23 protein-coding genes and 1 pseudogene are annotated in these 22,666 nt (G+C 61.0%); 13 read left to right on the top strand and 11 right to left on the bottom strand.

Going from position 1 to position 22,666, the window contains the following annotated elements; translation table 11 throughout:
- Positions 1 to 125: 125 nt before the first annotated feature.
- The gene (locus tag VNZ65_RS01035) at positions 126 to 977 is read left to right on the top strand and encodes an ABC transporter permease (protein WP_325665197.1); all 852 of its coding nucleotides are present in this window, start codon (positions 126 to 128) and stop codon (positions 975 to 977) included.
- Between the two features lie 53 nt (positions 978 to 1,030).
- On the opposite strand, the gene VNZ65_RS01040 is transcribed toward VNZ65_RS01035, so the two are convergent.
- Positions 1,031 to 2,161: a glycerophosphodiester phosphodiesterase gene (locus VNZ65_RS01040; RefSeq protein ID WP_325665441.1), complete on the bottom strand. Its 1,131-nt coding sequence runs from the start codon at positions 2,159 to 2,161 to the stop codon at positions 1,031 to 1,033.
- 321 nt (positions 2,162 to 2,482) lie between these two features.
- On the opposite strand from VNZ65_RS01040, the gene VNZ65_RS01045 reads away from it, so the two are divergent.
- The 6 genes from VNZ65_RS01045 (at position 2,483) to VNZ65_RS01070 (ending at position 9,719) form a co-directional block, all read left to right on the top strand.
- Positions 2,483 to 5,311, top strand: coding sequence for a xanthine dehydrogenase family protein molybdopterin-binding subunit (locus VNZ65_RS01045; RefSeq protein ID WP_325665199.1), 2,829 nt, complete (start codon positions 2,483 to 2,485; stop codon positions 5,309 to 5,311).
- A complete protein-coding gene (locus tag VNZ65_RS01050; protein WP_325665201.1) occupies positions 5,308 to 5,859 on the top strand; it encodes a (2Fe-2S)-binding protein in 552 nt (183 codons plus the stop codon). Before VNZ65_RS01045 ends, VNZ65_RS01050 begins: the two co-directional genes overlap by 4 nt.
- Positions 5,859 to 7,157, top strand: coding sequence for a cytochrome c (locus VNZ65_RS01055; RefSeq protein ID WP_325665203.1), 1,299 nt, complete (start codon positions 5,859 to 5,861; stop codon positions 7,155 to 7,157). Before VNZ65_RS01050 ends, VNZ65_RS01055 begins: the two co-directional genes overlap by 1 nt.
- Positions 7,158 to 7,343: 186 nt before the next feature.
- Positions 7,344 to 8,345: an XdhC family protein gene (locus VNZ65_RS01060; protein ID WP_325665205.1), complete on the top strand. Its 1,002-nt coding sequence runs from the start codon at positions 7,344 to 7,346 to the stop codon at positions 8,343 to 8,345.
- A gap of 226 nt (positions 8,346 to 8,571) precedes the next feature.
- On the top strand, positions 8,572 to 8,889 hold the full coding sequence (locus VNZ65_RS01065) for a DHCW motif cupin fold protein (RefSeq protein ID WP_325665207.1): 318 nt from the start codon (positions 8,572 to 8,574) through the stop codon (positions 8,887 to 8,889).
- 161 nt (positions 8,890 to 9,050) lie between these two features.
- Complete coding sequence (locus VNZ65_RS01070; RefSeq protein WP_325665209.1) at positions 9,051 to 9,719, top strand: energy transducer TonB; 669 nt, start codon at positions 9,051 to 9,053, stop codon at positions 9,717 to 9,719.
- A 45-nt stretch (positions 9,720 to 9,764) separates the two neighbouring features.
- Here VNZ65_RS01070 and VNZ65_RS01075 read toward each other — a convergent pair whose 3' ends face one another.
- Positions 9,765 to 10,865: a purine nucleoside permease gene (locus VNZ65_RS01075; protein WP_325665211.1), complete on the bottom strand. Its 1,101-nt coding sequence runs from the start codon at positions 10,863 to 10,865 to the stop codon at positions 9,765 to 9,767.
- Positions 10,866 to 11,168: 303 nt separating this feature from the next.
- Here VNZ65_RS01075 and VNZ65_RS01080 point away from each other — a divergent pair, with 303 nt between their 5' ends.
- Positions 11,169 to 11,804: an energy transducer TonB gene (locus tag VNZ65_RS01080; protein WP_325665212.1), complete on the top strand. Its 636-nt coding sequence runs from the start codon at positions 11,169 to 11,171 to the stop codon at positions 11,802 to 11,804.
- Between the two features lie 30 nt (positions 11,805 to 11,834).
- On the opposite strand, the gene VNZ65_RS01085 is transcribed toward VNZ65_RS01080, so the two are convergent.
- Both VNZ65_RS01085 and VNZ65_RS01090 read right to left on the bottom strand, forming a co-directional pair.
- Complete coding sequence (locus tag VNZ65_RS01085) at positions 11,835 to 13,178, bottom strand: TAXI family TRAP transporter solute-binding subunit (RefSeq protein WP_325665214.1); 1,344 nt, start codon at positions 13,176 to 13,178, stop codon at positions 11,835 to 11,837.
- Between the two features lie 76 nt (positions 13,179 to 13,254).
- Entirely contained in the window at positions 13,255 to 13,599 is a 345-nt protein-coding gene (locus tag VNZ65_RS01090) for a zinc ribbon domain-containing protein YjdM (protein ID WP_325665216.1), read from the bottom strand.
- A 530-nt stretch (positions 13,600 to 14,129) separates the two neighbouring features.
- Between VNZ65_RS01090 and VNZ65_RS01095 the strand changes: the two genes are divergently transcribed.
- On the top strand, positions 14,130 to 14,717 hold the full coding sequence (locus tag VNZ65_RS01095; protein ID WP_325665218.1) for a class I SAM-dependent methyltransferase: 588 nt from the start codon (positions 14,130 to 14,132) through the stop codon (positions 14,715 to 14,717).
- Positions 14,718 to 14,846: 129 nt separating this feature from the next.
- Here VNZ65_RS01095 and VNZ65_RS01100 read toward each other — a convergent pair whose 3' ends face one another.
- From VNZ65_RS01100 to VNZ65_RS01110, 3 genes are all read right to left on the bottom strand, one after another.
- Positions 14,847 to 15,275: a hypothetical protein gene (locus VNZ65_RS01100; protein WP_325665220.1), complete on the bottom strand. Its 429-nt coding sequence runs from the start codon at positions 15,273 to 15,275 to the stop codon at positions 14,847 to 14,849.
- A gap of 138 nt (positions 15,276 to 15,413) precedes the next feature.
- Positions 15,414 to 15,806: a DUF4440 domain-containing protein gene (locus tag VNZ65_RS01105; protein WP_325665222.1), complete on the bottom strand. Its 393-nt coding sequence runs from the start codon at positions 15,804 to 15,806 to the stop codon at positions 15,414 to 15,416.
- A 4-nt stretch (positions 15,807 to 15,810) separates the two neighbouring features.
- Positions 15,811 to 16,575, bottom strand: coding sequence for a hypothetical protein (locus tag VNZ65_RS01110; protein ID WP_325665224.1), 765 nt, complete (start codon positions 16,573 to 16,575; stop codon positions 15,811 to 15,813).
- Positions 16,576 to 16,814: 239 nt separating this feature from the next.
- Between VNZ65_RS01110 and VNZ65_RS01115 the strand changes: the two genes are divergently transcribed.
- Genes VNZ65_RS01115 through VNZ65_RS01125 form a run of 3 tightly spaced genes read left to right on the top strand, consistent with a single transcriptional unit; the run spans position 16,815 to position 18,814 of the window.
- Positions 16,815 to 17,708, top strand: a complete 894-nt coding sequence (locus tag VNZ65_RS01115; protein WP_325665226.1) for an alpha/beta hydrolase — start codon at positions 16,815 to 16,817, stop codon at positions 17,706 to 17,708.
- Between the two features lie 50 nt (positions 17,709 to 17,758).
- Positions 17,759 to 18,286: a hypothetical protein gene (locus VNZ65_RS01120; protein WP_325665228.1), complete on the top strand. Its 528-nt coding sequence runs from the start codon at positions 17,759 to 17,761 to the stop codon at positions 18,284 to 18,286.
- 15 nt (positions 18,287 to 18,301) lie between these two features.
- Positions 18,302 to 18,814 carry a GNAT family N-acetyltransferase gene (locus tag VNZ65_RS01125; protein ID WP_325665230.1) on the top strand — a complete coding sequence of 171 codons (513 nt, stop codon included), beginning with the start codon at positions 18,302 to 18,304 and terminating at the stop codon, positions 18,812 to 18,814.
- Positions 18,815 to 18,839: 25 nt separating this feature from the next.
- Here VNZ65_RS01125 and VNZ65_RS01130 read toward each other — a convergent pair.
- From VNZ65_RS01130 to VNZ65_RS01140, 3 genes and pseudogenes are all read right to left on the bottom strand, one after another.
- Positions 18,840 to 19,001 (bottom strand): annotated as a pseudogene (locus tag VNZ65_RS01130) (DUF1427 family protein); the annotation flags it as partial.
- 46 nt (positions 19,002 to 19,047) lie between these two features.
- Positions 19,048 to 20,004: a zinc-binding alcohol dehydrogenase family protein gene (locus VNZ65_RS01135; RefSeq protein WP_325665443.1), complete on the bottom strand. Its 957-nt coding sequence runs from the start codon at positions 20,002 to 20,004 to the stop codon at positions 19,048 to 19,050.
- Positions 20,005 to 20,130: 126 nt separating this feature from the next.
- Positions 20,131 to 20,958 (bottom strand): helix-turn-helix transcriptional regulator, encoded by an 828-nt coding sequence (locus VNZ65_RS01140; RefSeq protein ID WP_325665232.1) that lies wholly within the window; start codon positions 20,956 to 20,958, stop codon positions 20,131 to 20,133.
- Positions 20,959 to 21,073: 115 nt separating this feature from the next.
- Here VNZ65_RS01140 and VNZ65_RS01145 point away from each other — a divergent pair, with 115 nt between their 5' ends.
- Positions 21,074 to 21,637, top strand: coding sequence for a DUF1439 domain-containing protein (locus VNZ65_RS01145; RefSeq protein WP_325665234.1), 564 nt, complete (start codon positions 21,074 to 21,076; stop codon positions 21,635 to 21,637).
- 9 nt (positions 21,638 to 21,646) lie between these two features.
- Here the strand turns inward: VNZ65_RS01145 and VNZ65_RS01150 are convergent, their stop codons facing one another.
- Positions 21,647 to 22,507, bottom strand: a complete 861-nt coding sequence (locus tag VNZ65_RS01150; protein ID WP_325665236.1) for a GNAT family N-acetyltransferase — start codon at positions 22,505 to 22,507, stop codon at positions 21,647 to 21,649.
- Positions 22,508 to 22,666: the final 159 nt, after the last annotated feature.

A 22,666-nucleotide genomic window follows, 5' to 3' on the forward strand; every position in this document is an offset into this window, starting at 1 on the left:
ACATGGATTCCCGCGTTCGCGGGAATGACGGGGCGCCTAGGCGTCGCCGACGAGGCCGGGGCGCGTAGCTGGGGGCGCCCAGGCGTCGCGACAACTTCAACGTTCAATAATGACTGGACAGTATTATGTGGAAAGCCATCAAGCCGAATTACAAGAACCTGCGGGTCTATCAGGCGCTGGTGCTGTTGCTGTTCTTCGGCATCTGGCACCTGGCCACACGCAATCCGCAGACGGCGTTTTTCTTTGGCGAGCCGCTCAAGGTGCTGCACCGGGTCTGGCAATGGTTCACGGTCGGCAGCGGCAGCCTGGAGGTTGGCTTCGGCGACCATACCTGGTTTACCCTCAGCTTTCCGGCGGAAATCTATTCGCACCTGCTGGTGACCCTGACCGAAACCATGCTGGCGTTCGGCATCGGTACGGTGCTCGGCCTGGGCGTCGGTTTGTGGCTGGCGCTGTCACCGCTGACCTCGGCCATCCTCGATCCCTACATCAAGGCCTCCAACGCCATGCCGCGCGTGATTTTGGCGCCGATCTTCGCCATGTGGTTCGGCCTCGGCATCTGGTCCAAGGTGGCGCTGGCGGTAACGTTGGTGTTTTTCATCGTCTTCTTCAATGTCTACCAGGGCGTGCGTGAAGTCAGCCCGGTAGTGCTGGCGAACGCCCGTATGCTGGGCGCCAACCAGCGCCAACTGCTGCGCACGGTCTACCTGCCGTCGGCCACCTCCTGGGTGTTTTCCAGCCTGCATACCTCGGTCGGGCTGGCGTTCGTCGGCGTCATCGTCGGCGAATACCTGGGCTCGGCGCGTGGCGTCGGCTATCTGATCTTGCAGGCGGAGGGGGCGTTCGACGTCAATACCGTGTTTGCCGGCATCCTGGTGTTGACTGCGTTTGCCCTGGTGCTCGATACGGTGGTGGGGATGATCGAGAAGCGCTTGATGAAGTGGCAGCCTAAGAGTGGTGAGACTGAGCGCTTGTGACATTCATCCTGCATGGCTGGCTGCCGGCCTTGCAGGAATCAGGCGCATGTATATCAACTGCGCTTGAAGCTATCCACCGCCCGCCGTCCCACCGCCGGATCGTCGGTAAAGAAACCATCGATGCCGGCCTTCAGGTAAGCCTGGATTTCCGCCACCGAACCATCCACATTGCGGGTGGCCGCTGAGCCGTTGCTTTTCAGGCTGGTCGGCAGGAAGTTGTTTTCCGGGCGGAAGGTGTAGGGATGCACACGCAGGCCGGCGGCGTGGGCGTTGCCGACCAGGGCGGTGGGCGTGCCCAGGTTGCCCTTGCTGTCCTGCGGGATGATGCTTAGCTTGTAAGGGCCGACGCCGTCGGCGTAGGCCGCCACTTCCTGCATGCCGGCCGCCGTCATCAGGTCGCCATATGTGCGCTTGCTGCCGGCCAGCACGAAATCGGGCGGCTGCACCTTGTCGTCATCCATCAGCTGGATCAGGCGGTAGGTCGGATGGCTTTTGCCGATTTTCGCGCGCAGCGTTTTCAGGTTGGCGGTTTCAAACGACTGGATGTAGATGGTGGCGCGCCTGGCGCTGTAGTCGTCCTGTGCCAGCACCGTCAGCAGGCGCTCTTCCAGCGGCAGGCCGATGGACTGGAAGTAGCTTGGATGCTTGGTTTCCGGGTAGAGGTGGATGGTACGACCGGTCTTGGCCGACATGCTCTTGGCGAGGGCGACGATCTCAGTCAGGGTCGGGACTTCAAACTGGCCGTCGTATTTGGTATTGTCGGGACGGATCTGCGGGATTCTTTCCTTGGCGCGCAATTCCTTGATCTCGGCCAGGGTGAAGTCTTCAGTGAACCATCCCTCCAGCTTGTTGCCATCGATGACTTTGGTGGTCTTGCGGCCGGCAAACCTGGCGACCGTGGCGACGTTGGTGGTGCCGGAGATTTCATTCTCGTGGCGGGCCACCAGGAAACCGTCCTTGGTCGCCACCAGGTCTGGCTCGATGACGTCGGCGCCGTCTTCAATGGCTTGGGTGTAGGAGGCCAGGGTGTGTTCCGGCCGCAGCGCGCTGGCACCGCGGTGGCCGATCACCAGGGCCTTGCCGTGGTCGCTGTTCAGTTCACCGCCGCCGCTGCCGCAGGCGGTGACGGAAAATGCCGCAACCAGCGCCAGCGGCAGGGTAACAAAGCTTGCTCGTATCATGATGGCTCGGAGGAGAGTGGCAGAAATGGCCGATTCTACAAGTAAGTTATGACCTTGGAATGACAATCATTCAAGAAAAACTCGATGCGTAATAGCTTGTTTTATAACAATTAAATACAAAAGCAATTGCGATTGCCCTCAAATCACCTATTCTCATCATGTCATAGTGATTATGTTGTCCGTTCTCCAATGTAATAAAATGCCGACCCCCAGATGAATGCCCGGCAGGGGCTTTAGATGGATCTTATGGACATGCACGATCGCCGCCGGCAGCTGAAACGGTTGCGGCGCTGAGGCTGTTCCCTGGTTTTTGAGGAGAAATACATGACAAAACTCGACCTTTCGCGTCGCAGTTTTTTGAAGGCCAGCGTCGTCGCCGGAGTTTCGGTCTACGTGGCACCGATGGGCGGCAAGGCTTTTGCCGCTCTGTTTGAAGAAAAAATCCTGACGCCCATCCAGTGGGACAGCGGCAACGGTCAGGTCAAGTTCCGTATCGACGGCATTGCCAAGGTCACCGGTTCCAAAGTGTTTGCGCGCGATGTCCGCGCCCGCGACATGCCGCACTGGCCGAACCAGCAAGCCCACGCTTTCATCCTGCGCGCCACCAAGGCCGACCGCAGCTTTCTTGGTTTCGACCTCAGCCTGCTCGGCGACGATCTCAAGCCCGACCGCGTGATCAGCGCCGCCGACCTGGCGCGCGACGGCATCGCTTTCCCAGCCTTCTATGGTGAAGACATGCTGCTGCCGGCCGGCAAGACCCCGGCCTATCTGGGGCACGCCGTGGCGATCCTGATCTATAACGATTTCGCCCGTTTCCGTTTCGCCAAAGACAAGCTGCAATTCAAGGATGAAGTCATCCAGTACGGTCCGGTCACCGGTCCGCTGGAGCGCGATCCCTGGGGCACTTTCCGCTTCGTGCGGGTGGGCGGCGCCACTTCTGCCGACGACGATATCTTCTCCAGCCTGAAGAATGCGCCGGTGTTCCCGAGCATGATGCGCAAGCACCAGCCGGTCTGGCCGGACGGCCAGGAACACGGCAAGCTGGGCGAGCAGGGCATGTTCTATGCGGTCCAGATCCAGCAGCAGCTGGACCATCCGCCGGCCGACTGGCTGGTCATGGAGCGCAACTACAATACGCAGTCGGTGGATACCGCGGCGCTCGAGCCGGACAACGCTAACTGTTGGTATGACGCGGCCAACGAGGCCCTGCACATGGTGGTGCCGACGCAGTCGCCGGGCGAGATTGTCGACAGCACCATCGAGATGATGAAGAAGGGTAAATTCCCTCTGAAGAAGCTGTTCCTGCATCCTTGCTATACAGTCGGTTACGGCTCCAAGGATCACTACAACTTTCCGTTCTATGGCCTGCTGACTGCGCTGTACGCGGACGGCAAGCCGGTGCGCCTGGCCAACGACCGCTACGAGCAGTTCCAGACTTCGATCAAGCGCCACGCTTTCAAGATGCACTACCGCATCGCGGTCGACCGCAAGAGCGGCCTGCTGCAATCGTTCAAGGGCGAGTTCGAAGCCAACGGCGGCGGCCGTGCCAACTTCTCGCCGTCGGTGGCGATGGTAGGCGCCACGGCAGCGCAATCGATCTACTACTTTCCGAAGAACGACCTGGCGGCGGTCGCGATTGCTACCCGTGCGATCGACGCCGGTTCGGCGCGCGGCTACGGCACCCTGCAGAGCATGGCCGCGACTGAAATGATGATTGACGAGATGGCTGAAAAGCTGGGCCTCGACGCCATCGATTTCCGCCTCAAGAATGCGTTGCGCTCCGGCATGAAGAACACCCAGGGAGCGATCCCGGCCGGCGCCATCCGGGTCGACGAAGTATTGGAAAAAGCCAAGCTGCATCCGCTCTGGATCAACCGTGCCAAGAAGAAGGTTGAGTACGAAACCAGCCATCCTGGCTACCGCTACGGCGTCGGCTTTGCCTGCGTGCAGAAGGATTTCGGCACCGGCGCCGAGACTTCCTTCGCCAAGGTCGAGATCAGCGCCGACGGCCAGATTCACCTGTCGCACAGCGCCGCCGAAATCGGCACCGGCATGTCGACCTCGCAGGCGATCGCCTGCGCCAAATGGCTGGGCAAGCCAGCCAATGAAGTGCGCACCTCGGTCACCGACTGGAGCGATCTGCCGGTGCTCACCAGCGGCGATCCTTACATCATGAGCCAGGCTGAGCAAGACAAGCTGGCGGCCAATCCGCGCTGGTCGCCGGGATATTCCTCGCCGTCCAGCGCCACCAACTCCGCCTTCTATTTCACCCACAGCACGCGCGAAGCGGCGCGGGTGGTGTTCATGCACGGCCTGTGGCCGGCGGCGATGGCGATCTGGAGCACGGGCATCGGCGGCGGCCAGGCGGCGCCGCTGGTGGTGCGGGTGGAGGATGCGCGCTGGGTCGACGGCAAGCTGTCGGCCGCCGGCCTGCAGGCGCTGCCTTACGAACAGCTGGTCAAGAAGGCCCATGAACTGGGGCTGGTGACAGGCGCCACGGTGCACGTCTTCAATCGCTGGCAATGGACCGAAGCCGATTTCGAAATTCTCGGCAATCTGGTGCGGGTGCCGCTCGACGGCCTCTCCGTACGCTACGGCGAGGGCGCCAGCAAGGCCCAGCAAGCCAAGATGAGCACCAGCGGCGGCTACGATGTGCTGAACCGCAAGAAGGTGTTGATCCCGCCGACCCAGCGCAACAACGCCGCCGTGACTTACTACAGCGCGGTCGGCACCTTGGTCGAACTGGCGGTGCACGAAGCCAGCGGCAAGGTCGAGCTGCTGACCCATCATTCGATCATGGAATGCGGCAACCAGATTTCGCCGCAACTGGTCTCCGGCCAGCTGCAAGGCGGCCTGGCGATGGGCATCGGCCATGCCTTGCATGAATATCTGCCGCTCTACGAGGACGGTCCCGGCAACGGCAGCTGGAACTTCAACCGCTACCAGCTGCCGCGCGCCAAGGATGTCGCGGTCTGGAGCCAGACCAGCGAAGTGCTGCCGCCGCTGACCGAGACCGATCCGCCCAAGGGCATCGCCGAAGTGGTGATGATCCCGGTGGTCGGCGCCATCGTCAACGGCATCGCCCACGCCATCGGCCACCGTTTCACCGATCTGCCGGTAACCCAACAAAATATTCAGGAGGCTCTGGCATGAGCATGACCATACATCCCATCACCATGCATATCAACGGCAAGCCGGTCGGCCCCGTGCCGGTGCCGGAAGGCATCATGATGATCGATTTCCTGCACGAATACCTGGACCTGACCGGTTCCCGCCTGGGCTGCGGTCAGGGCATCTGCCGCGCTTGCGTGGTGATCCTGGACCAGCCGGACGGCACTAGCGAAGAAGTACGTTCCTGCATCACCGGCGCGCATTTTTTCGAAGGCAAGAAAGTGCGTACCGTGGAAGGCCACGCCCAGCGCAATGAGCAGGGCGAAGTGGTGGCGCTGTCGCCGATCCAGCAGAAGTTCCTGGAGCATTACAGCTTCCAGTGCGGCTATTGCACGCCAGGTTTCGTCAATGCCGCCACGGTGCTGGTGGAAAAGCTCAAGCGCCAGCCGGTGACCAAGGCCCAGCTCGACGACACCATCACCGAAGGTCTGAACGACCACATCTGCCGTTGCACCGGCTACGTGCGTTACTTCGAAGCGGTCAAGGAAGTGGTGCTGAGCACGCCAGGACTGGTGAAGGACGCCAAGTGATGACCACGCCTCGATATCTGCGCACCGCCCTGAGCGGCCTGGCGCTGCTGACGGCAACCCTGCTGGCCGCCTGCGACGGCGGCAGTAGCTCGGCGGCGGCATCCGCCCAGGCCGCCGGCCAAGTCGCGGACAAAAACGCGGTCAAGCCCGGCAGCGCTGACCAGATCGCCCTTGGCCGCTACCTGACCAAGGCCGCCGACTGCGCTGCCTGCCACACTACGGCCACCGGCGCCCCGTTCGCCGGCGGTGTCGAACTGGCTTCGCCGTTCGGCAAGTTCTACGGTTCCAACATCACGCCCGACAAGGAGCACGGCATCGGCAAGTGGAGCGCCGACCAGTTCTACAAGGCGCTGCACGATGGCGTTACCCCGGACAAGCATCTGTATCCGGCCATGCCGTATACCTCCTACCGCTCAATGACGCGCGCCGACACCGACGCGATCTACGCCTACCTGATGCAGCAGAAGCCGGTCGCCGTGCCAACCCGCGCGCCGGATCTCAGTTTTCCGTACAACATGCGCTTCGGCATGATGTTCTGGAATGTGCCTTTCCTCAAGGATCAACTGGCCGATGCATCGACCGGCAAGTCGGCCATGTGGCAGCGTGGTCAGTACCTGAGCAACGCCTTGGGCCATTGCGCTGAATGCCACACGCCGCGCGGCGCCTTCGGCCAGCTGGATCTGTCGAAATCGCTGACGGGTTCTGCGCTAGGCCGTGTCGCGGCGCCGAACATCACGCCGGCCGGCCTGGCGGCGGTGGGCTGGACTGCGCCAGACTTGCAGACCTTCTTCGCCACCGGCATCGCGCCTCAGGGCTCGGCTTATGGCGAAATGTTCCCGGTGGTGCATCTGAGCACGCAGTACCTGAGCAAGGATGACCTCACCGCGGTGACGACGTACCTGATGGGTGACCAGCCATTGCCGCCGCAGCCGATCAAGACCATCAATGCGGACGCCATGGAACTGGATGCCGGCAAGCGCCTGTACACCGCGGTGTGCGCCGGCTGCCATGGTTTCCAGGGTGACGGCAAGCCGCACGTGGCGGTAGCGATGAAGGGTAATTCGACGGTGCGCAACGCCGATCCGCATAACCTGATCGTGGCCATGCTGGACGGCATCGAAGCGCAGAAGTTTCCCGGCACCGAAAGCCTGCAAGACATGCCTGGCTTTGCCGGCCAGCTGAACGACAAGGAACTGGCGCAGCTGTCCAATTTCCTGCGCGCTACCTGGGGCGGCCAGCCGGCCAGCATCACTGCCGATCAAATCAAGGCTTTAAGGCTGAGCGCCGCTGCACATTGATTGGTAGGGTGGGCACCCGTGCCCACGCGGAGTGGCGCGGCAAATAATAGAACACCGTTTCAGCGTGGGCAGAAAATCTGCCCACGCTACGGCCATCGCGGCCAGCAGTCTGCCAGGATCCACCGCGCAAGCGGTCGATCCTGTTTTTCATTACACTGGTGTTAATTAAAAAGGAAGCAAGCAGGCATGAACGCAGTCGACTATCAAGTACTGAAAAGCGCCGCCGCCTGGCTGGAGCAGGGCAAGCGGGTCGCCATGGTGACCGTGGTGCGCAACTGGGGTTCGGCGCCGCGTCCGCTGGGTTCGCTGTTTGCGATTACCGATGCCGGCGATTTCACCGGTTCTGTCTCGGGCGGCTGCATTGAAGACGACCTGATGCAACGCTTCGCCGCCGCCTTCCCGGAGAAAATCGAACTGGTCCGTTACGGAATCAGCGCCGAGCAGATGCGCCGTTTCGGCCTGCCTTGCGGCGGCACGCTGGAACTGGTGATCGAGCCGCTCGGCTCGGCTGCCGCGCTGAGCCCTTTGCTGGAGGCCGTCAGCGGCCGCCGCCTGGTGCAGCGCCGCCTCGACCTGCGCAGCGGCGTGGCCACGATCGAAACGAGCGATGCCGATTTTGCGTTGCGTTTCGATGAAGAAGAACTGCTGCAGGTATTCGGGCCGCGCTGGCGCCTGCTGATCATCGGCGCCGGCCAGGTTTCGGAATATCTGGCGCAGATGGCGCCGGCGCTGGATTTCTCGGTGTACCTGAACGATCCGCGCGAAGAACAGCGCCGCAACTGGCAGGCCGACGACGTCACCTGGCTGGAAGGCATGCCGGACGATGTCGTGCTGGCGTTCAAGCCCGACCGCCGCACCGTCATCGTCACCCTCAGCCACGATCCGAAAGTGGATGACATGGCGTTGATGGAAGCACTCAAGACCGATGCCTTCTACATCGGCGCGATCGGTTCGATGGCGAGCACTGAGGCGCGCAAGGAAAGATTGCTGACGCTGGACCTGAGCAGTGAACAGATCGAACGCCTGCATGCGCCTATCGGCCTGCAGATCTGGAGTCGTTCGCCGGCCGAAATTGCGGTCTCGGTGCTGGCTGAGCTGGTGTTGCTGCGCAACCGCGGCAGCGTGGCGGCTTCGCCCTCCAGCTGCGCAGTCGGCGGCAATGATGTGCGGATAGTTGAGCGCCCCTGAATCACAGGGCAGCCGCCTCCGAGCGTATCAACACACAGAAAGACAGAAAAGCCATGAAAATGACTGACATCCCTTTCGGCAGCACCGACTGGGCTAGTGTTGTGTCCTGCCTCATCTGCCGGTATATCGCGCCGGCCTTGGCGCGTAGCGCTAGGCGTGCCGAGGAGACATAGCGGGGCTATGGCGACAAGGCGCAACGACGCGATACGGGTCAAGGACCAGCGAGATGCCGGCAGATGAGGCAGGACACGACACTAGCATCGAGCGCACCGAACACCAGGGCGAAAGCGGGATGGCCTATTGGCGTACCCGCAATTTCGGCGCCATACGGGTGCGCATGGTCGAATATACGCCGGGCTACCTGGCCGACCACTGGTGCAGCAAGGGGCATGTGCTGCTCTGCCTGGAAGGCGAACTGGAGACGGAACTCGAAGATGGCCGCAAGTTCGTGCTGAAACCGGGCATGAGCTACCAGGTAGCGGATGGGGCCGAGCCGCACCGCTCGTTTACGGCGCTTGGCGCCACGCGGTTCGTGGTGGATTAGCGGACCGTAATAGCCACGAATATTGCACTGCATCCTTTACTGTTGCGCCTAAGCTGCTAGTATGAAAATAGACGATCCGCAGCAAACCGGGACATCGGTGGCTGGCTCGCCGCCGATGCCAGAATCGTCAAAAGGCCAGGCGAGCAGACAGGAGTCCAGTCATGGATTTCACGCTGGAACAGGAGCGGCCGGCCAGGAAGCTGGTCGGCGTCAGCGTAGTCGTCTTGATGCATATCGCGGTCGTCTATGCGTTGGTGACAGGTCTGGCCCGCAAAGTCGTAGAAGTCGTCCAGGAACCGGTGATCACCAAGATCATCGCTGAAATCAAGCCGCCGCCACCGCCTCCACCTCCGCCCGGAAAGCCGGCGCCGCCGCCGCCAAAATCCGCCGCGCCGCCACCGCCCTATGTGCCGCCACCTGAAGTCAAGGTGACGCCGCCGCCTCAGGAAAACACGATTGCCGCCGTCACCAACGTCAAGCCGCCGACCAACGAGCTGCCGACGTCTGTCGCGCAGCCTTCGCCGGCGGCGGTAACGGCCGCGCCCGCCGGGCCGGCACATACCAGCGCGCGCGTGACAGGGAATTGCGAAAAACCGGAGTATCCCAGGACGTCGCTGCGCAACGAAGAGCAGGGGACTGTGAATGTGAAACTGGTCATCGGCGCTGACGGTAGCGTGGTCGAGGCCTCGATTGAGAAGAGCAGCGGTTTCAAGGACTTGGACCGAGCCACCTTGAAAGCCTGGAGCCTCTGCCATTTCGTTCCGGCCATGGCAGATGGCCAGCCGGTGCAGTCGGCAACTCGCGTGCAGTATGTCTGGAAACTGGAATGAAGCTTCGTACTTAGGCGGGAAGCGCGCGGCTTCCCGTTCCTGTTCTTATTTTTCGGTCGGCAGCTTGTCGCGATACTGGTCCCAGTGACTGCTCAGTTCGCGCGTCACCCTGCTGCCGACCTCGAAGGCTGCTTCCAGCGAGGGCAGGTAGGCGGAATAACTGCCTTCATGCTCGGCCGCCAGGCTGGCCGCGGCGCTCTTGCCGGGATACGGCATGGTGTAGTTGCTGGCGGTGCGTAGCACCAGCAGGCGGTTGAAGTCGGCGCGGCCGGCTTTGCTGAGGAAGGTCAGCGCCTGCGCGGTGCCGGTTTCTTCCATCGCCGAGGTGGCGAAGCTGCCCTGGCCGCGGGTCCAGTAGTCTACCCATTTTTCCGCCCATGCATTCATCAGCTTGCCGTGCCAGAAAGTCTGGCCCGCCAGCTGATCGCCCTTGATCACTTTCGGCGGTTGTTGCGCTGCCGGGTAGCCGGTATAGCGGCTGCGCAGTTGCCGCAGATCGGCGTTATCTGCCAGCGGCGTGTCCTTGGTCAGCTGGTAGGCCCAGTTGCTCAGGCCTGGGTTGAGGTGGTACACCGCACCCTCGTTATCGGCCGGCACCGGTTGCTGGAACGGCTGGGCCGAGCGTAGCGGGATTTTACCGGTGGACCAGCCCTTGGGAATTTCGCGGGCGTCGATTTCATGCGACAGGTCGCCATCCACCAGCCATTCGGCCCAGGCCGCGGAACCGGCCGACATGGTGTCGGGATTGGCGCCGGCGATGCCGGCCACCAGCCAGTAAGCCTTGCTCAGGTCGAAGCGCGGGTCCATGCCGAGCGCCATGATGCTGGCCGACGAGCGCGCCGTACCGATGCCGGTGACGATGCCTAGCACTCCTTGCTCCGGGTTGTAGCGCAGATTGCGGTAGCCCTGCGGGAAGGCGATGGTCTGCGGCAGCGGCAGGCGTTCCACCCAGGTCTGGAATTCGCCGGGCTGGTCGCCTGTATCTGCACCGATTTCAAACATCGTCACCACCACCACCTTGATCGGGATCGGCGCCGCTGGCGCTGCAAGTGCCGCGGTTGGCGCGGACGCCGGCGTCGCTGCCTGCGACTGCGCGCCAAGGCCGCCGATAGCCAGGGCGATGGTAAGGAACTGAAAGCGGTTCATCAAGAAGACCTTTATATGAAGCGTGGAAGAAAGCGGGGCGAGCGCAGCAGAAAACGCATCGCGATGCGCGATTTTATCTTTTTACCATCGTTTTGACGCGCGATTGTGCCGGCCTGATTTGAATTTTATTGCGGCACATTGCTCTCCACCCGGTCCTTTTGTGATTGGCTGTTTTCACGGATACCACAGTTACAAAATTGAATGTAATTCAATGTCGGTATTTATAAAACTGGTAAGTATAATTGCCCCGCGGTATTTTTTGTCCCGCTAACCAATGCCAGCCAAAGACCAAGGAAAACTGTCATGCCATTTCTTCCCCTGAATCGGGACCTGAAACGATTGCGCCGCCAAGCCAGCCTGATATGCATCATGGGCTTTGGCCTGTTAGCCACGGGCTGCAGTTCGCCCAAGCAAAATGTTGATCCGATCGCGCCCAAAGCCGCGGTCGCCGGAGCCGGTGGAAGTGTCGTCAGCGCAGTCAATCCTCCGGTTGTGACAACCTATGCCAGTCCTCGTCTTGCCTCAGCCGCCAAGCCTGGCGTCACTCAGGCTGTGGCTAGCCGCAACGTTGTGGCGCCAGCCGCAAACATCCCGCGCGATACGCCACCGAGCGTGGTAGCGAGCAGTTGCCAGGCGCCTGATTATCCGAGAAGCTCGCGGCAGAATGAGGAGCAGGGCACCGTCGGCGCCAGGTTGACTGTCGGCAGCAACGGCCATGTGCTGGACATTACACTTGAAAAGAGCAGCGGTTTCACCGCTCTGGACAAGAGCGCGATGCAAGCCTGGGCGCTGTGTCAATTCGTACCGGCCATGCGCGACGGTGCACCGGTGCAATCTGAGACGAGAATCCAATATGCTTGGAAACTGGACGGTGTAGCGCTACAGCCGCCAGCTGCGGCGCCGGCCGCCAAGTCGGCCTCTGCCGAGACCTGGCATTAAAGACCGGCATCGCAGGCTGCCGTCCGGGATCTATTCCTTGATCTTGCCGGCGGCCTGGAAAATCCTGTCTCGCACCACGCGGATCGCCTGCTTGAGCGTGTACACATCCTGGAAATAACGCTGCGGAATCCGGATCTGGCTGGCGTTGGCGTCGATGTTTTCGATATCCTCGCGCCACTGCGCAATCTGCTCCGGACTCGGCTGCTTGCTTTGCCAGATTTCGTCTTCCAGCGACTTGATCTCGCGGTACCACACCACCAGCCGGTTTTTCATGCGCGCTTCGACCATCCGCGGCAAGGCTTGCAGCAGGCCGAACAGCAAGGCCATGAAGGGCAGCAGGATCAGCAGGCGCCGCTCGATGAAACTGGCCAGCCAGAACGGCAGGTAGCGCTGCAGGAAAGGGCGGCCGGATTTGAAATAGCGCGTGCTTTCATCCGAAATCGGAAAGTCGTCGGTGTTCAGATTGGGAAACACGCCGCGCGGCGTGAAGTAGTCTTCGCGCGCGTGCGCGGCATTGGCCGCTTCCAGCAGCAGATAGGTCAGCGCCGGGTGCAGCGAGTCCTTGGAGACCAGCAGCGCGGTCGCCGCCAGCATGGTCACATCGGCTTGCGGCAAGTCGTTGGCGACGCTGGTCGAGGCGCGCGGGAAAACGATCTTGGAAAGCGACGGGAATTTCAACACCAGGGCATCGGCCTGGGCGAAGCTCATCAGCTTGAGGTCGCTATTGAGCAGCGTCTGCTGCATGGCTGCATCCGGGCGGCCGATGAAGAAGGCGGCGTCCAGCTGGCCGCTTTCCAGGCTTTGATAGGCCTTGTAGGCATCCATTTCCAGCAGGCTGGCGTTATCGGCGCTGATGCCGCTGTGGCCTAGCAGCACCCGTGACACCGTCAGCAAGCCGCTGCCGGGAACGCCGATCGAAATCCGCTTGCCGCGCAGCTGCGCCAGCCGGTTGATGACGACGTCGCCGCGATAAAACACCCAGATCGGTTCATACGATACGGCGGCAATGGTTTGCAGCTGATCGTCCGGCGCTGGCGTGGTGGTGCCGGACTGGATGAAGCCGACTTCGTATTCGCTATTGGGATCCTTCAGCCGCTGATAGTTTTCAACCGAGCCGGAAGAGCTGCGGATGTCCAGGGTGATTCCTTCGCGCTTGAGCAGCGGTGCGTAGCGTGCGGCAAAACCGGCATAGATGCCTTTGTCGGCGCCGCTGGTGATCACGATGGTGCGCTGGATCGCGGGCTTGAGGATAAGCGCCAGGCCCCAGCCCAGCACGCCCAGCAGGATGGCTCCGCTGAAGATGAGAAAGCGCAGCCGGCGCGCCGTCATGGGTGGTTTGTGGATACGGTGCAGCGCTGGATTGTGTCTTGGCATGGGCTATGGAAAGCGCTTGGTTGGGCAACTCGGAAACCAGACTGCAGCGCAGGAGCCGGTTGCGGCTCCTGCGCGGTTATACCTTTTTGACAAACTCCGATTTCAGGCTCATGGCGCCAAAGCCGTCGATCTTGCAATCGATGTCGTGATCGCTGTCGACCAGGCGGATATTCTTCACCTTGGTGCCGACCTTGACCACGCCGCCTGAACCTTTCAGCTTCAGATCCTTGATGACGGTGACGGTATCGCCATCCTGCAAGACATTGCCGACGGCATCGCGGTAAACCTTGGCGCCGTCGCCGGCGGCATCGGCCGCAGCCTGCCGCGGCCACTCGTGGGCGCACTCAGGGCAGATATACAGGCCGCCGTCCTCATAGGTGAATTCGGAGTTGCATTTGGGGCAGGCTGGCAGAGCGTTCATGATCTTGTCTTTCGGGATAAGGCTGGCGCCGTAAAAAGGAGGCAGTATACAACCAGCCGCTGCGCTAGCCGGCTTTTCCGCCTGCAGCCGTGCTTACCCGCAGTATCGCGGAAAATCCCGTTGATTGCAGCCGCGATCCTGTGCGGCGGACGCCGGCCATGCCGGTGGCGGCCGCCTGCGTTCTAATCGATGCGGGCATTGTTCTTGACAGATCGGATTTTATGCAACAATATATGTTGCGTGAGTGACTGTGGCCGCTTCTTAAGCGCGCTCCACATCCTCCTGGCATTGCGCAAGAAAGCGGACCTGTTGCGTCCGGAGCGCTGGCGGAGGCCTTGAAAACCAATCCGGCGGCTGTGCGCGGCATCCATCTACGCCGAGGTTCAGGCGCATCGCAGAGCCCCCCATACTCATTGACCTGGAGCATATCCATGCCTGATAACAGCGAATCCGCTTTTTCCGGAAGCATCGTGGACTCATATAGCGAGGGCCCGCCACGGCAGGTTCCGGGCTATGCAAGCCTCCATCGCATGGTGTCTCTCTTGCTCGCCGAGCATATGCCTGCCGACGGGCGCGTGCTGGTCTTGGGAGCCGGTGGCGGGCAGGAAATCAAGGCTCTGGCGGAAGCGCATCCAGAATGGTCCTTCGATGGCGTCGACCCTTCCGCCGACATGCTGCGCCTGGCCAAGCGGGTGATCAGTCCACACGATGCGAGGGTGCGTTTGCATGAGGGTTACATTGGCAGCGCACCGGAGGAGCTTTTTGACGCCGCCACATGCATACTGACTTTCCATTTCATTCCACGTGAACAGCGTCTCGGCACCCTCAAAGAGATTCGACGTCGCTTGCGGGATGGCGCGCCGTTCATCCTGCTCCATCTGAGTTTCCCGCAGAGCGAGCCCGAGCGCTCGAAATGGATAGCGCGCCATGTCGCCTATGGCCTCTCCGACGGGGCAGACCCGGCCCGTGCTGAAGCTGCCCGCGAAGCAATCGGCAGCAAGCTGACAATTCTGTCGCCGGAGGAAGAGGTGGCGATGCTGGAAGATGCCGGATTTTCGGGTGTCAGCCTGTTCTATGCCGGCTTGAGCGTCAAAGGCTGGGTGGCATATGCGGGGTAGCCAGATCCCCGATAACAAGAGGACATTGATCAGGTCCGTTACAGGCCGCAGACTGATGGTCTGCTATTGACGGCGGACTCGACCTACGCGTGCACATGCGATATTTATATTATTCGGCTTTGAACTTTCTCATGTCTTCAGAAAAGTCGATATGTCCTTGTCTTTCCAATATGCCCACATCTCGGACACGTAAAGGAAAAAGTCATCGGATTCCTCGTCTATCGAATCGTAAGTTGGGTCAATATTCGCCAGGAACGCGCCTGTGAACAAGTATTTTAGGGTGAATGTGGCCTGACCACTTTCACGAATTTTAAACTGCCTAAGAAAACCTCGCGTTACACTGAATTCGTGGCCGCTCCGCAAGCGCCACTGCTTAGTCCCATGCTGAAAAATCAGAGATTCATGGTCCTTTCTAATTGCAAACCACTTTCCGCGCTGTCGCCATAAAAAGCCCCAGTCAGCGCTCTCGCGTGGAACAGGCGCTTGTTGGCCAACCGCGCCTGTCAGTTCGTCGAAATGCCTGACGCCGCCGGCGTGCCAGTAATGTGCAAGTAACATCTCTTGGCTTCTAAAATAAAGGTGTCGGGTGGCGTGTGACAGGGAAACGCACGACTGCAATAAGACAGTTCAAATGCCAGACGCTCGGTCCAGGCCACAAAGCCTCCGACTGCTGATCGACGCGGTACATCCAAATTCTTACGGTGACTCAACGATAGTTCCTTGGTGGTAGATGATATTCCATCCTTCGGAAGTGCGTCGCCAAAGCGTAGCGCGATGGGTGGTTCTGGAGTCCTGTAGCAACGTGTAGCTCAACAGATAGGTATCAGGCGCAATTTCCTGGCAGAAGAAGTCTCGCGTTTCCCAATTTTCCTCGACTGGCTTGGCTTGCCGATCTTCGAGAATGTCCAGGACGTGTGCTCGACTGTAACGGCGTCCAGACGCACCGACCTCCCAAAACTCTGCATCCATCATCAACTCGAAGTCGGCGCGCGTTGTTCCATGTTCAGGCCGATGGAAGATCGGTTCTCGGGCCGACAATTCATCTTGCACGTCCATCAGCCGTGTTTCCGTGATTCGAGCGGGCTCCATATGATTATCTGCCGGCAATCAACGTCATCATTTCAGGATAATTGTAAATCGCACTTTGCGCTGGAGGGTGCAGGGCGGCCGCGACCATCGCTTGCGCAATCTCCGTGGTCCGGATAGAACGAAACTTCGCCGGCGTTAGCGGCGCAAAAAGCGGCAGGACGGCCGAGAGCAGCCATGGGGTGTGCTGAGAGCCGATAATCATGGCTGGACGAAAGATGCTGACAACGGCCGGACCTTGACTCTTGACGGCCGCTTCAGCCTCGCCTTTGACGCGAGAATAGCGAGCCATTCCCGCCGCGCCGGAACCGGTAGTTTTGGCATTAAGGTCGGCGCCCATTGCCGACATGAAGGCCAGGTACCGAACTTTTCCTGATGCCTTCAGGCCCCGGGCAAATGCAGCGTTGAGAGCGACATCGACGGCGCGGTGCTCTTCCAAAGAAAGTTTGGCAGTGCCGGCCCCGACTCCCAAGACACTGAACCCAAGCACATCGCCGTCAAGCTCGCGCAGTGCGTCGACAACAGCCTGACTGAGTTTGCTTGGTTCCATGTCTGGCACCAGCCGCTCTTCCACCTGCGCGCCCAACTGCAGATTGAGCGGCCGTCGCGTCATGACAAGAACCCGGCTGAACCCGCCACAGCGCACTACTTCGGCGAGGAGAGCCTGTCCAACCGAGCCCGACGCCCCCAGGATAACTGCGGTTCTATCAGCCATATTTTTCTCCGATCGAAAGGTGAACGCCTTCTTTTTCATTTGAGTAAGACGGCGCATAAAGCGCTGCCCTCACTGCTTGCGCTTGACGATATCGATTATGCACATAATAGCTGTCGTCGCGTATGCGATTTCTGTGGTGGCGCGTGCTGCTACCTTTGGCATGCATGCGGTAGCGCGGCCGTTTCCGCCAGATTTCAGGAAAAGGGGCGTTTTTCCTTGCGCGAAATTTATTCCCTGCATAAACTCGCCAGTCAGCATTCGTAAATCATTGAAAATTCGCCCAAGGATTCGACATCGTGCGTCTGACACTCATGAAATTTTTCGGCAGTTCCCTGATCGCCCTGGCGTTTTCCTGCGCATCGACGCAGGCAGCGCCGGCGGCGCATTCCTATGTGCTGGATGGGACCGAGGTGCAGACCATTCCATCCAGGATCCTGCATCGCGACTATGAGATCTTCGTCAGCCTGCCGCCATCTTATGCGACCTCGACCAAACGCTATCCGGTGCTGTTCATCACCGACGCCGACTATGCCTTTCCGCTGATACGCAGCGTCAACCGCCGCGTCAGCGACCATGGCAAGAAGCTGGAAGAATTCATCCTGGTCGGCCTGTCGTATGCCAAAGGCGAGGACCCGGTCCACAGCCGCAACCGCGACTACACGCCGACCGACACCACCGGCAACAGCAGCGAACGGCCGACCGGGCAGGCGGAACCGTACCGGCAGTTCATCGAAAAAGAAGTCTTCCCCTTTGTCGCGGCGAACTATCGCGCAGACATGAGCCGCAAGGTGTTTTCGGGCCATTCCTACGGCTCGCTGCTGGGCTTGCACATGCTGCTGACCGAACCGCAGATGTTCAACCAGTACATCCTCGGCAGCCCGTCTCTCTGGTACGACAAGCGCGTCATGTTCGACATGGAGCGCAGCTATGCCGCCTCGCACAAGGATATGCCGGCCCAGGTCTTCATGCTGATCGGATCGTTCGAAACGGTCAAGCCGCAAAGCCGCAATCCGCGTTATAACAAGGAAAGCGACATGGTCAAGGAGATGAAGGATTTCGAAGCGAAGCTGAAATCGCGCCATTATCCTAACCTGACGGTGCGTTCCGAAGTCATCCAGGACGAAGACCATCTGACGGTGTTTCCGGCACTGATTACGCGCGGCTTGTTCTGGTCGTTTGCCAGTAAATGATTTTTTCTTGACCATAGCTGGTCATCAACGCATGATTCACAGGGGGCAGGATGGGGTACTTCGACGGTTTGGCCAATAGCAATTTCAAAAAAAGCCAGGACGGACACACTCTCTTTTTTCCATGGGGCGTGTTGGGCCGGGGGCGGGTTCTACCGGACGAAGCGGCAGCAGACAAGGTGCGCGGATTTGTAAAACGCTACTACAAGATTTCCTTGCCGACCACCATCGTCGTGTGCGTTGTGGCTGGCTGGATATGGGCAATGCCGCTGGCAGTGATCTTCGGCTTCTGGTTTTACTTCGGTACCAGAGCCCTGGTGGCGGCTTATCCGTATAGCGACGACAAGCTGACCTTGAAGCAAGGCTATGCCAATGCGGCGACCGGACACAACCAGTTTGTCTTGTGGCTGCTATTCATTGTTTCAGTCCTGTTTGTGGCCGGCGGCATCTTCATCGCTTATGCCGCCAGGTCCCCAGGTCAAATCATGCTAGGCATGGCGTCCATCATTTTTTTCGGTGCTTGCGGACTTGCGATCGGCTACATGATCAAGGTCAAGCGGGCATTGCGCAAGGGAATATAGGTGCATGAGCGCGACTTGATCGGGGCCGACTTGGCCTTGCTGGACCAGATCGACCGCAGGGAACTCATCGAGCAGCTGTATCTCCTGGAAGACGGCAAGTTGAAGCTGTACGAAGAGCGCTTCGACATGGCCGGCTGGCCGCCAGGCGAGGCGCAACACAATGCCGAGGTGCTGGCCGCATGCTTCGAGCGCGGCGGCTGGTTCCATGGCGTTTTTGACGGCGAGATGCTGGTTGCGCTAGCGGTGCTGGACAGCGTCTTGCTGCAGACGGAACGGCCGGCCTTGCAGCTGAAATTCCTGCATGTGAGCCACGATTACCGTGGAGGCGGCATCGCCGGCCGCCTGTTCCGCCTGGCTTGCGCGCAGGCGTCGGCAATGGGGGCGCAGGAAATCCATATCTCTGCCACGCCTTCGCGCAACACGGTGGACTTTTATCTGAGCTTGGGCTGCACATTGCTGGCTAGCCCCGATCCCGAGCTGCTTCGGCTCGAACCAGAAGATATCCATCTGCGTTACCGCCTGGGCTGAGCGGCTGTGCCCGGCCCACTGATTATCCGGTCATGCTGCGGACCCATGGGATCAGCTGCTCGCCGGCCAGTATGCCGAGCAGGCCGACCAGGGCGATCACCGGCGGCGCCGGGGATCTGACGCCGGCGACGCTGTACAGCACACCGACGATGATGCCGATGGCAAGGGATAATAAGTAGGCTTTCATGACGGCTCCGTGCGGATTGAAGGGGAGGGGACTGCTCACAGCTTGATTACATATTGATTACGACGCGGCCGCGCGTGCCTGCCGCCACCGCCGCATAGGCCTGGCGCGCTTCCTGCAGCGTGTAGCGCTGGGCAATCACCGGCGCTTCGTATCTGCCGCTGTCGAAGCCGTCCACCAGCTTGGCCATCAATGGCGCCGATTCGGCGACGCCGAGCTTGGCGCTGTCGACGCCGATCAGCCGTGTCTCGTTGTGATAAAAATCGATCAGGTCGAAATCGACCCGGCGCTTGCCGCTGGCGCTGATGACGACCACCCGGCCGCGCCGCTTCACCAGTCCCAGCGCAAACTCGAAAGCCGTTCCGCCCGCGGCGTTATAGACGACGTCGACGCCGCCCAGGGCCTGGATGCGGCGCTGGGCGCTTTCGTCCAGCGGCAGGTATTCATCCAGCAAGCGCGCCGTCGGCGAATTGTCGGCGGGAGCGACACGGTCGATGCCGATCACGGTGCACCCCAGCGCCTTGGCGATCTGCGTCACGGCGCCGCCGACGCCGCCGCTGGCGCCCAGCACCGCGATGGTTTCGCCGGCGCGCAGCTGGGCATATTCGACCGTGCCGAGCCAGGCAGCGATGAAGTTGACGCCAATGGCGGAAGCCTGTTCGTGGCTGAGGGAGGCCGGCTTGCGCACCAGCGCGGCGACGGGGATGCGGATGAATTCGGCGTGGCTGCCGTCGCGTGTGAAGCCGATGTCGCCGCCGGTGCCCCAGACCTCGGCGCCGAGCCAGGCGGCGGGGCCGTCCACCACCACGCCGCTGAAATCGCGGCCGGGGATGCGCGGTAGCTGCGTATGTTCGAAATGGCCGGAGATGTTGACCACATCGCTGGGATTGACGGAAGCGCTCTTGACTTGAATGATGGCGCTGCCGGCCTCGGCCGCAGGCCTGGCGAGCGCGAGATAGTTGAGCATGTCCGGGTTGCCGAAAGTTTGAAACTGGATGGCGTTCATCATGATGCAGCTCCTTGAGATCTGTTTAAGCGCTGCAAGCGGCAGCGGATGAGCAGATTCTAGGAGGCTTGTTCAGGCCCGGGGCGACAAAGACTTTCGAATTTCGGCCACGCTATGCCGACCGGTTTATTGTGTAAATGGCATTGCGGCGGCGTCGCCGTCTTCGGCCAGCGTCGCGCCCAGGGTTTCGCTGGCCACGAACGCGCCAGGCGCGGCGCCCAAGGCGCGCCGGAACATGTCGCTGAAGCTGCTCGGCAGATAGCCCAGGGAGCGCGCGATCTGACTGACCGGCTGGCCTTCCGCCAGGCGCGACATGGCGACCGCCAGCTGCACCTGGCGGCGCCATTCGGCGAAACCCATGCCCAGTTCCTGCCGGAACAGGCGCGACAGGGTGCGCACGCTGGCGCCGGCATGCTCGGCATAGTGGGCAAAGCTGAAGTCGATCGAAGGATTCTCGATCACTGCCCGGCACAGGCGCTCCAGCCGCCGGTCGGAAGCTTCCGGCATCGGGATCCGCAGCGACGAGCGCGGCGCCTGCGCCAGTTCCAGCAGCACCAGCTTGTAGGCCGCCTTCAGGTAGGCGTCGTCATGCCTGCCTTGATATTCCGCTATCATGATGATCAGTTCCCGCAGCAGGCCGCTGACTTCGAACAGATCGCTGCGGCGATTCAGGTGGCCGGTGCTGCGCGTCGGCAGGTACAGGTTGCGCATCCGCACCGCGCTCATCATGTGGATGGAGTGCTCGGTCCCGGCCGGAATCCACACTGCGCGCCGGGGCGGCACGACGAATGCCTCGCGCCCGACCTCCACCCACATCACCCCGGCCACGGCGAACAACACCTGGCCCCAGGCATGGGAATGCGGGTCGATCCGCTCGCCGCGCGGATAGTGGCGCGCCACCGCATTGCCTTCTGCGGCGTCGTTGTGCAAATCTGGGGGAGTGGCCTTGGACAAGATAAAGGGACTTTTTCTGGCGCGCGCTGGTCGAAACTCGGTTGGATAGAATAATAGCACTGTGCTATTTCACGTTTTACGTTTGAATTTACGTTTGAAAGTGACAAGATTGCCTATGAAACGTCGCACACTAGTCAAATCGCTGCTGGCCCTGGGCGCGCTCGGCACTGCCGGCGGCGCCTGGGCCGGCTATAACATCTGGTCGAATGAATACACGTTTACCCAGCAACAGCTGCAGAGCGCGCTCGAGCGCAAATTCCCCTTGCGGCTGCGTTATGCGGAAGTCTTCAACGTCGATCTGAAAACCCCGCAGCTGAGCCTCAATGCGCAGCAGAACCGGGTCGTCACCCTGGTGCATGTCAGCGTGCTCAGCCCCTTGCTGTTGGCAGCGCCGCTGAACGGCAATATTACCCTGAGCAGCCGCCTCAAGTACGACAAGGCGACGCGCGCCATCCGCCTGGACAGCCCCTCGGTCGACACCATCGATTTCAGCAGCGTGCCGCCGCAATACAGGGATCAACTGAAGCAGATCGGCGCCATGGTCGCCGAACAGGTGCTGAAGGATTATCCGATCTACACCTTCACCGCCGATGAACTGCGGCTGAACGGCCAGACCTTCGAGCCCGGCGAAATCACGGTCCAGGCCGACGGCATCGCGGTGCAGATCAACGAATCGTGACGCAATGCCTCAGTCAGGCGGGCGCTTGCTGAAAGTCGCCTTGCTGTAAGCCAGGCTGAAGCCCGCGCGTTCAGTGTTGCGCGCACTGGCGTTGGCCGGCCGCGCGGTGACGCTGGCCAGCGTGCAGCCAGCATCGCGCCCCGCATCCAGCCTGGCGTGCAAGAGCGCCAGTTGCACCCCGCGCCCGCGCCAGGCTGGCAGGGTGCTGGCGATATACAAATGCGCCAGCAGGCCGGCCGGCGTTTCGATCAGGCTCATGCCCGCCGTCCCGGCAATCTGTCCATCTATGCTTGCGGCAAAAAGCCGCGTGTCGTCGCGATGCAGTGCGATCTGCGCCAGCGCTTCCAGCAATGCCGGAGGGCGATTCACCGCCTGTACTGAAAATCCCGCCACCGAATGCGCTGCAAAGCTGGCGCCGACCCAGTCCCGGTCGCCGCTCACTTCGATACTGCTGGCTATGGCGCCGATACCGTTGGCTATGGCGCTGCGCGCTCCTGGCGCGGTCAGGTCGCACACGTAAGTATTGCTGAAAGCGTTGACCGCGTAGCCACGTTCAGCCAGCAGTGCCAGCGTGCCACCGTGTGCGTGCGGACAGAGATCGATCTGTGTCTCCAGCCCCTGCGCGGCATACATGCTTTCCAGTTCGGCCAGCTCGCTTACCTTGAACGACGCAACCATGCCGGCGCCGGTGACGTGGTTCAGTTTGCGTCCGAAGGCCGGCTCGGTCAGCGCCGCAACGCCGCCGCAGACTGCAACGGCGCGGGCGCGCGTATCGCCGCTCCATGTGCGGTAGGCGTCGGCTTGTCTGCGTAAATGGCTGGCTTCGGCAAATTCCAATATGTGGGCAAGTTCGGGGGCGGTCAGGATCATGGCGGGTTTGGGGCAAGAGGCATGAGGGGCTTTGGTGTGGGCTTCAGTATATTCTCACTATTCGCATTGACTCGGACTTGACCTGATAGTCGTTGCGCGAACCTCTGTCCTGAAACACTCCTTTCCCCTGCACCTTGGCGTTAAAGGTTTGCAGCTCAA

Source organism: Collimonas sp., from assembly GCF_035566555.1.
GTDB lineage: Bacteria > Pseudomonadota > Gammaproteobacteria > Burkholderiales > Burkholderiaceae_D > Collimonas.

Excerpts from the sequence above, each read along its gene's own strand:
- VNZ65_RS01110 (WP_325665224.1), bottom strand. The coding sequence starts at position 16,575 with ATGCGCCGTCTTACTCAAATGAAAAAGAAGGCGTTCACCTTTCGATCG.
- VNZ65_RS01060 (WP_325665205.1), top strand. The coding sequence starts at position 7,344 with ATGAACGCAGTCGACTATCAAGTACTGAAAAGCGCCGCCGCCTGGCTG.
- VNZ65_RS01045 (WP_325665199.1), top strand. The coding sequence starts at position 2,483 with ATGACAAAACTCGACCTTTCGCGTCGCAGTTTTTTGAAGGCCAGCGTC.
- VNZ65_RS01065 (WP_325665207.1), top strand. The coding sequence starts at position 8,572 with ATGCCGGCAGATGAGGCAGGACACGACACTAGCATCGAGCGCACCGAA.
- VNZ65_RS01145 (WP_325665234.1), top strand. The coding sequence starts at position 21,074 with ATGAAACGTCGCACACTAGTCAAATCGCTGCTGGCCCTGGGCGCGCTC.
- VNZ65_RS01035 (WP_325665197.1), top strand. The coding sequence starts at position 126 with ATGTGGAAAGCCATCAAGCCGAATTACAAGAACCTGCGGGTCTATCAG.
- VNZ65_RS01050 (WP_325665201.1), top strand. The coding sequence starts at position 5,308 with ATGAGCATGACCATACATCCCATCACCATGCATATCAACGGCAAGCCG.
- VNZ65_RS01090 (WP_325665216.1), bottom strand. The coding sequence starts at position 13,599 with ATGAACGCTCTGCCAGCCTGCCCCAAATGCAACTCCGAATTCACCTAT.
- VNZ65_RS01120 (WP_325665228.1), top strand. The coding sequence starts at position 17,759 with ATGGGGTACTTCGACGGTTTGGCCAATAGCAATTTCAAAAAAAGCCAG.
- VNZ65_RS01055 (WP_325665203.1), top strand. The coding sequence starts at position 5,859 with ATGACCACGCCTCGATATCTGCGCACCGCCCTGAGCGGCCTGGCGCTG.
- VNZ65_RS01150 (WP_325665236.1), bottom strand. The coding sequence starts at position 22,507 with ATGATCCTGACCGCCCCCGAACTTGCCCACATATTGGAATTTGCCGAA.
- VNZ65_RS01080 (WP_325665212.1), top strand. The coding sequence starts at position 11,169 with ATGCCATTTCTTCCCCTGAATCGGGACCTGAAACGATTGCGCCGCCAA.
- VNZ65_RS01105 (WP_325665222.1), bottom strand. The coding sequence starts at position 15,806 with ATGGAGCCCGCTCGAATCACGGAAACACGGCTGATGGACGTGCAAGAT.
- VNZ65_RS01075 (WP_325665211.1), bottom strand. The coding sequence starts at position 10,865 with ATGAACCGCTTTCAGTTCCTTACCATCGCCCTGGCTATCGGCGGCCTT.
- VNZ65_RS01100 (WP_325665220.1), bottom strand. The coding sequence starts at position 15,275 with ATGTTACTTGCACATTACTGGCACGCCGGCGGCGTCAGGCATTTCGAC.
- VNZ65_RS01135 (WP_325665443.1), bottom strand. The coding sequence starts at position 20,004 with ATGAACGCCATCCAGTTTCAAACTTTCGGCAACCCGGACATGCTCAAC.
- VNZ65_RS01095 (WP_325665218.1), top strand. The coding sequence starts at position 14,130 with ATGGTGTCTCTCTTGCTCGCCGAGCATATGCCTGCCGACGGGCGCGTG.
- VNZ65_RS01085 (WP_325665214.1), bottom strand. The coding sequence starts at position 13,178 with ATGCCAAGACACAATCCAGCGCTGCACCGTATCCACAAACCACCCATG.
- VNZ65_RS01070 (WP_325665209.1), top strand. The coding sequence starts at position 9,051 with ATGGATTTCACGCTGGAACAGGAGCGGCCGGCCAGGAAGCTGGTCGGC.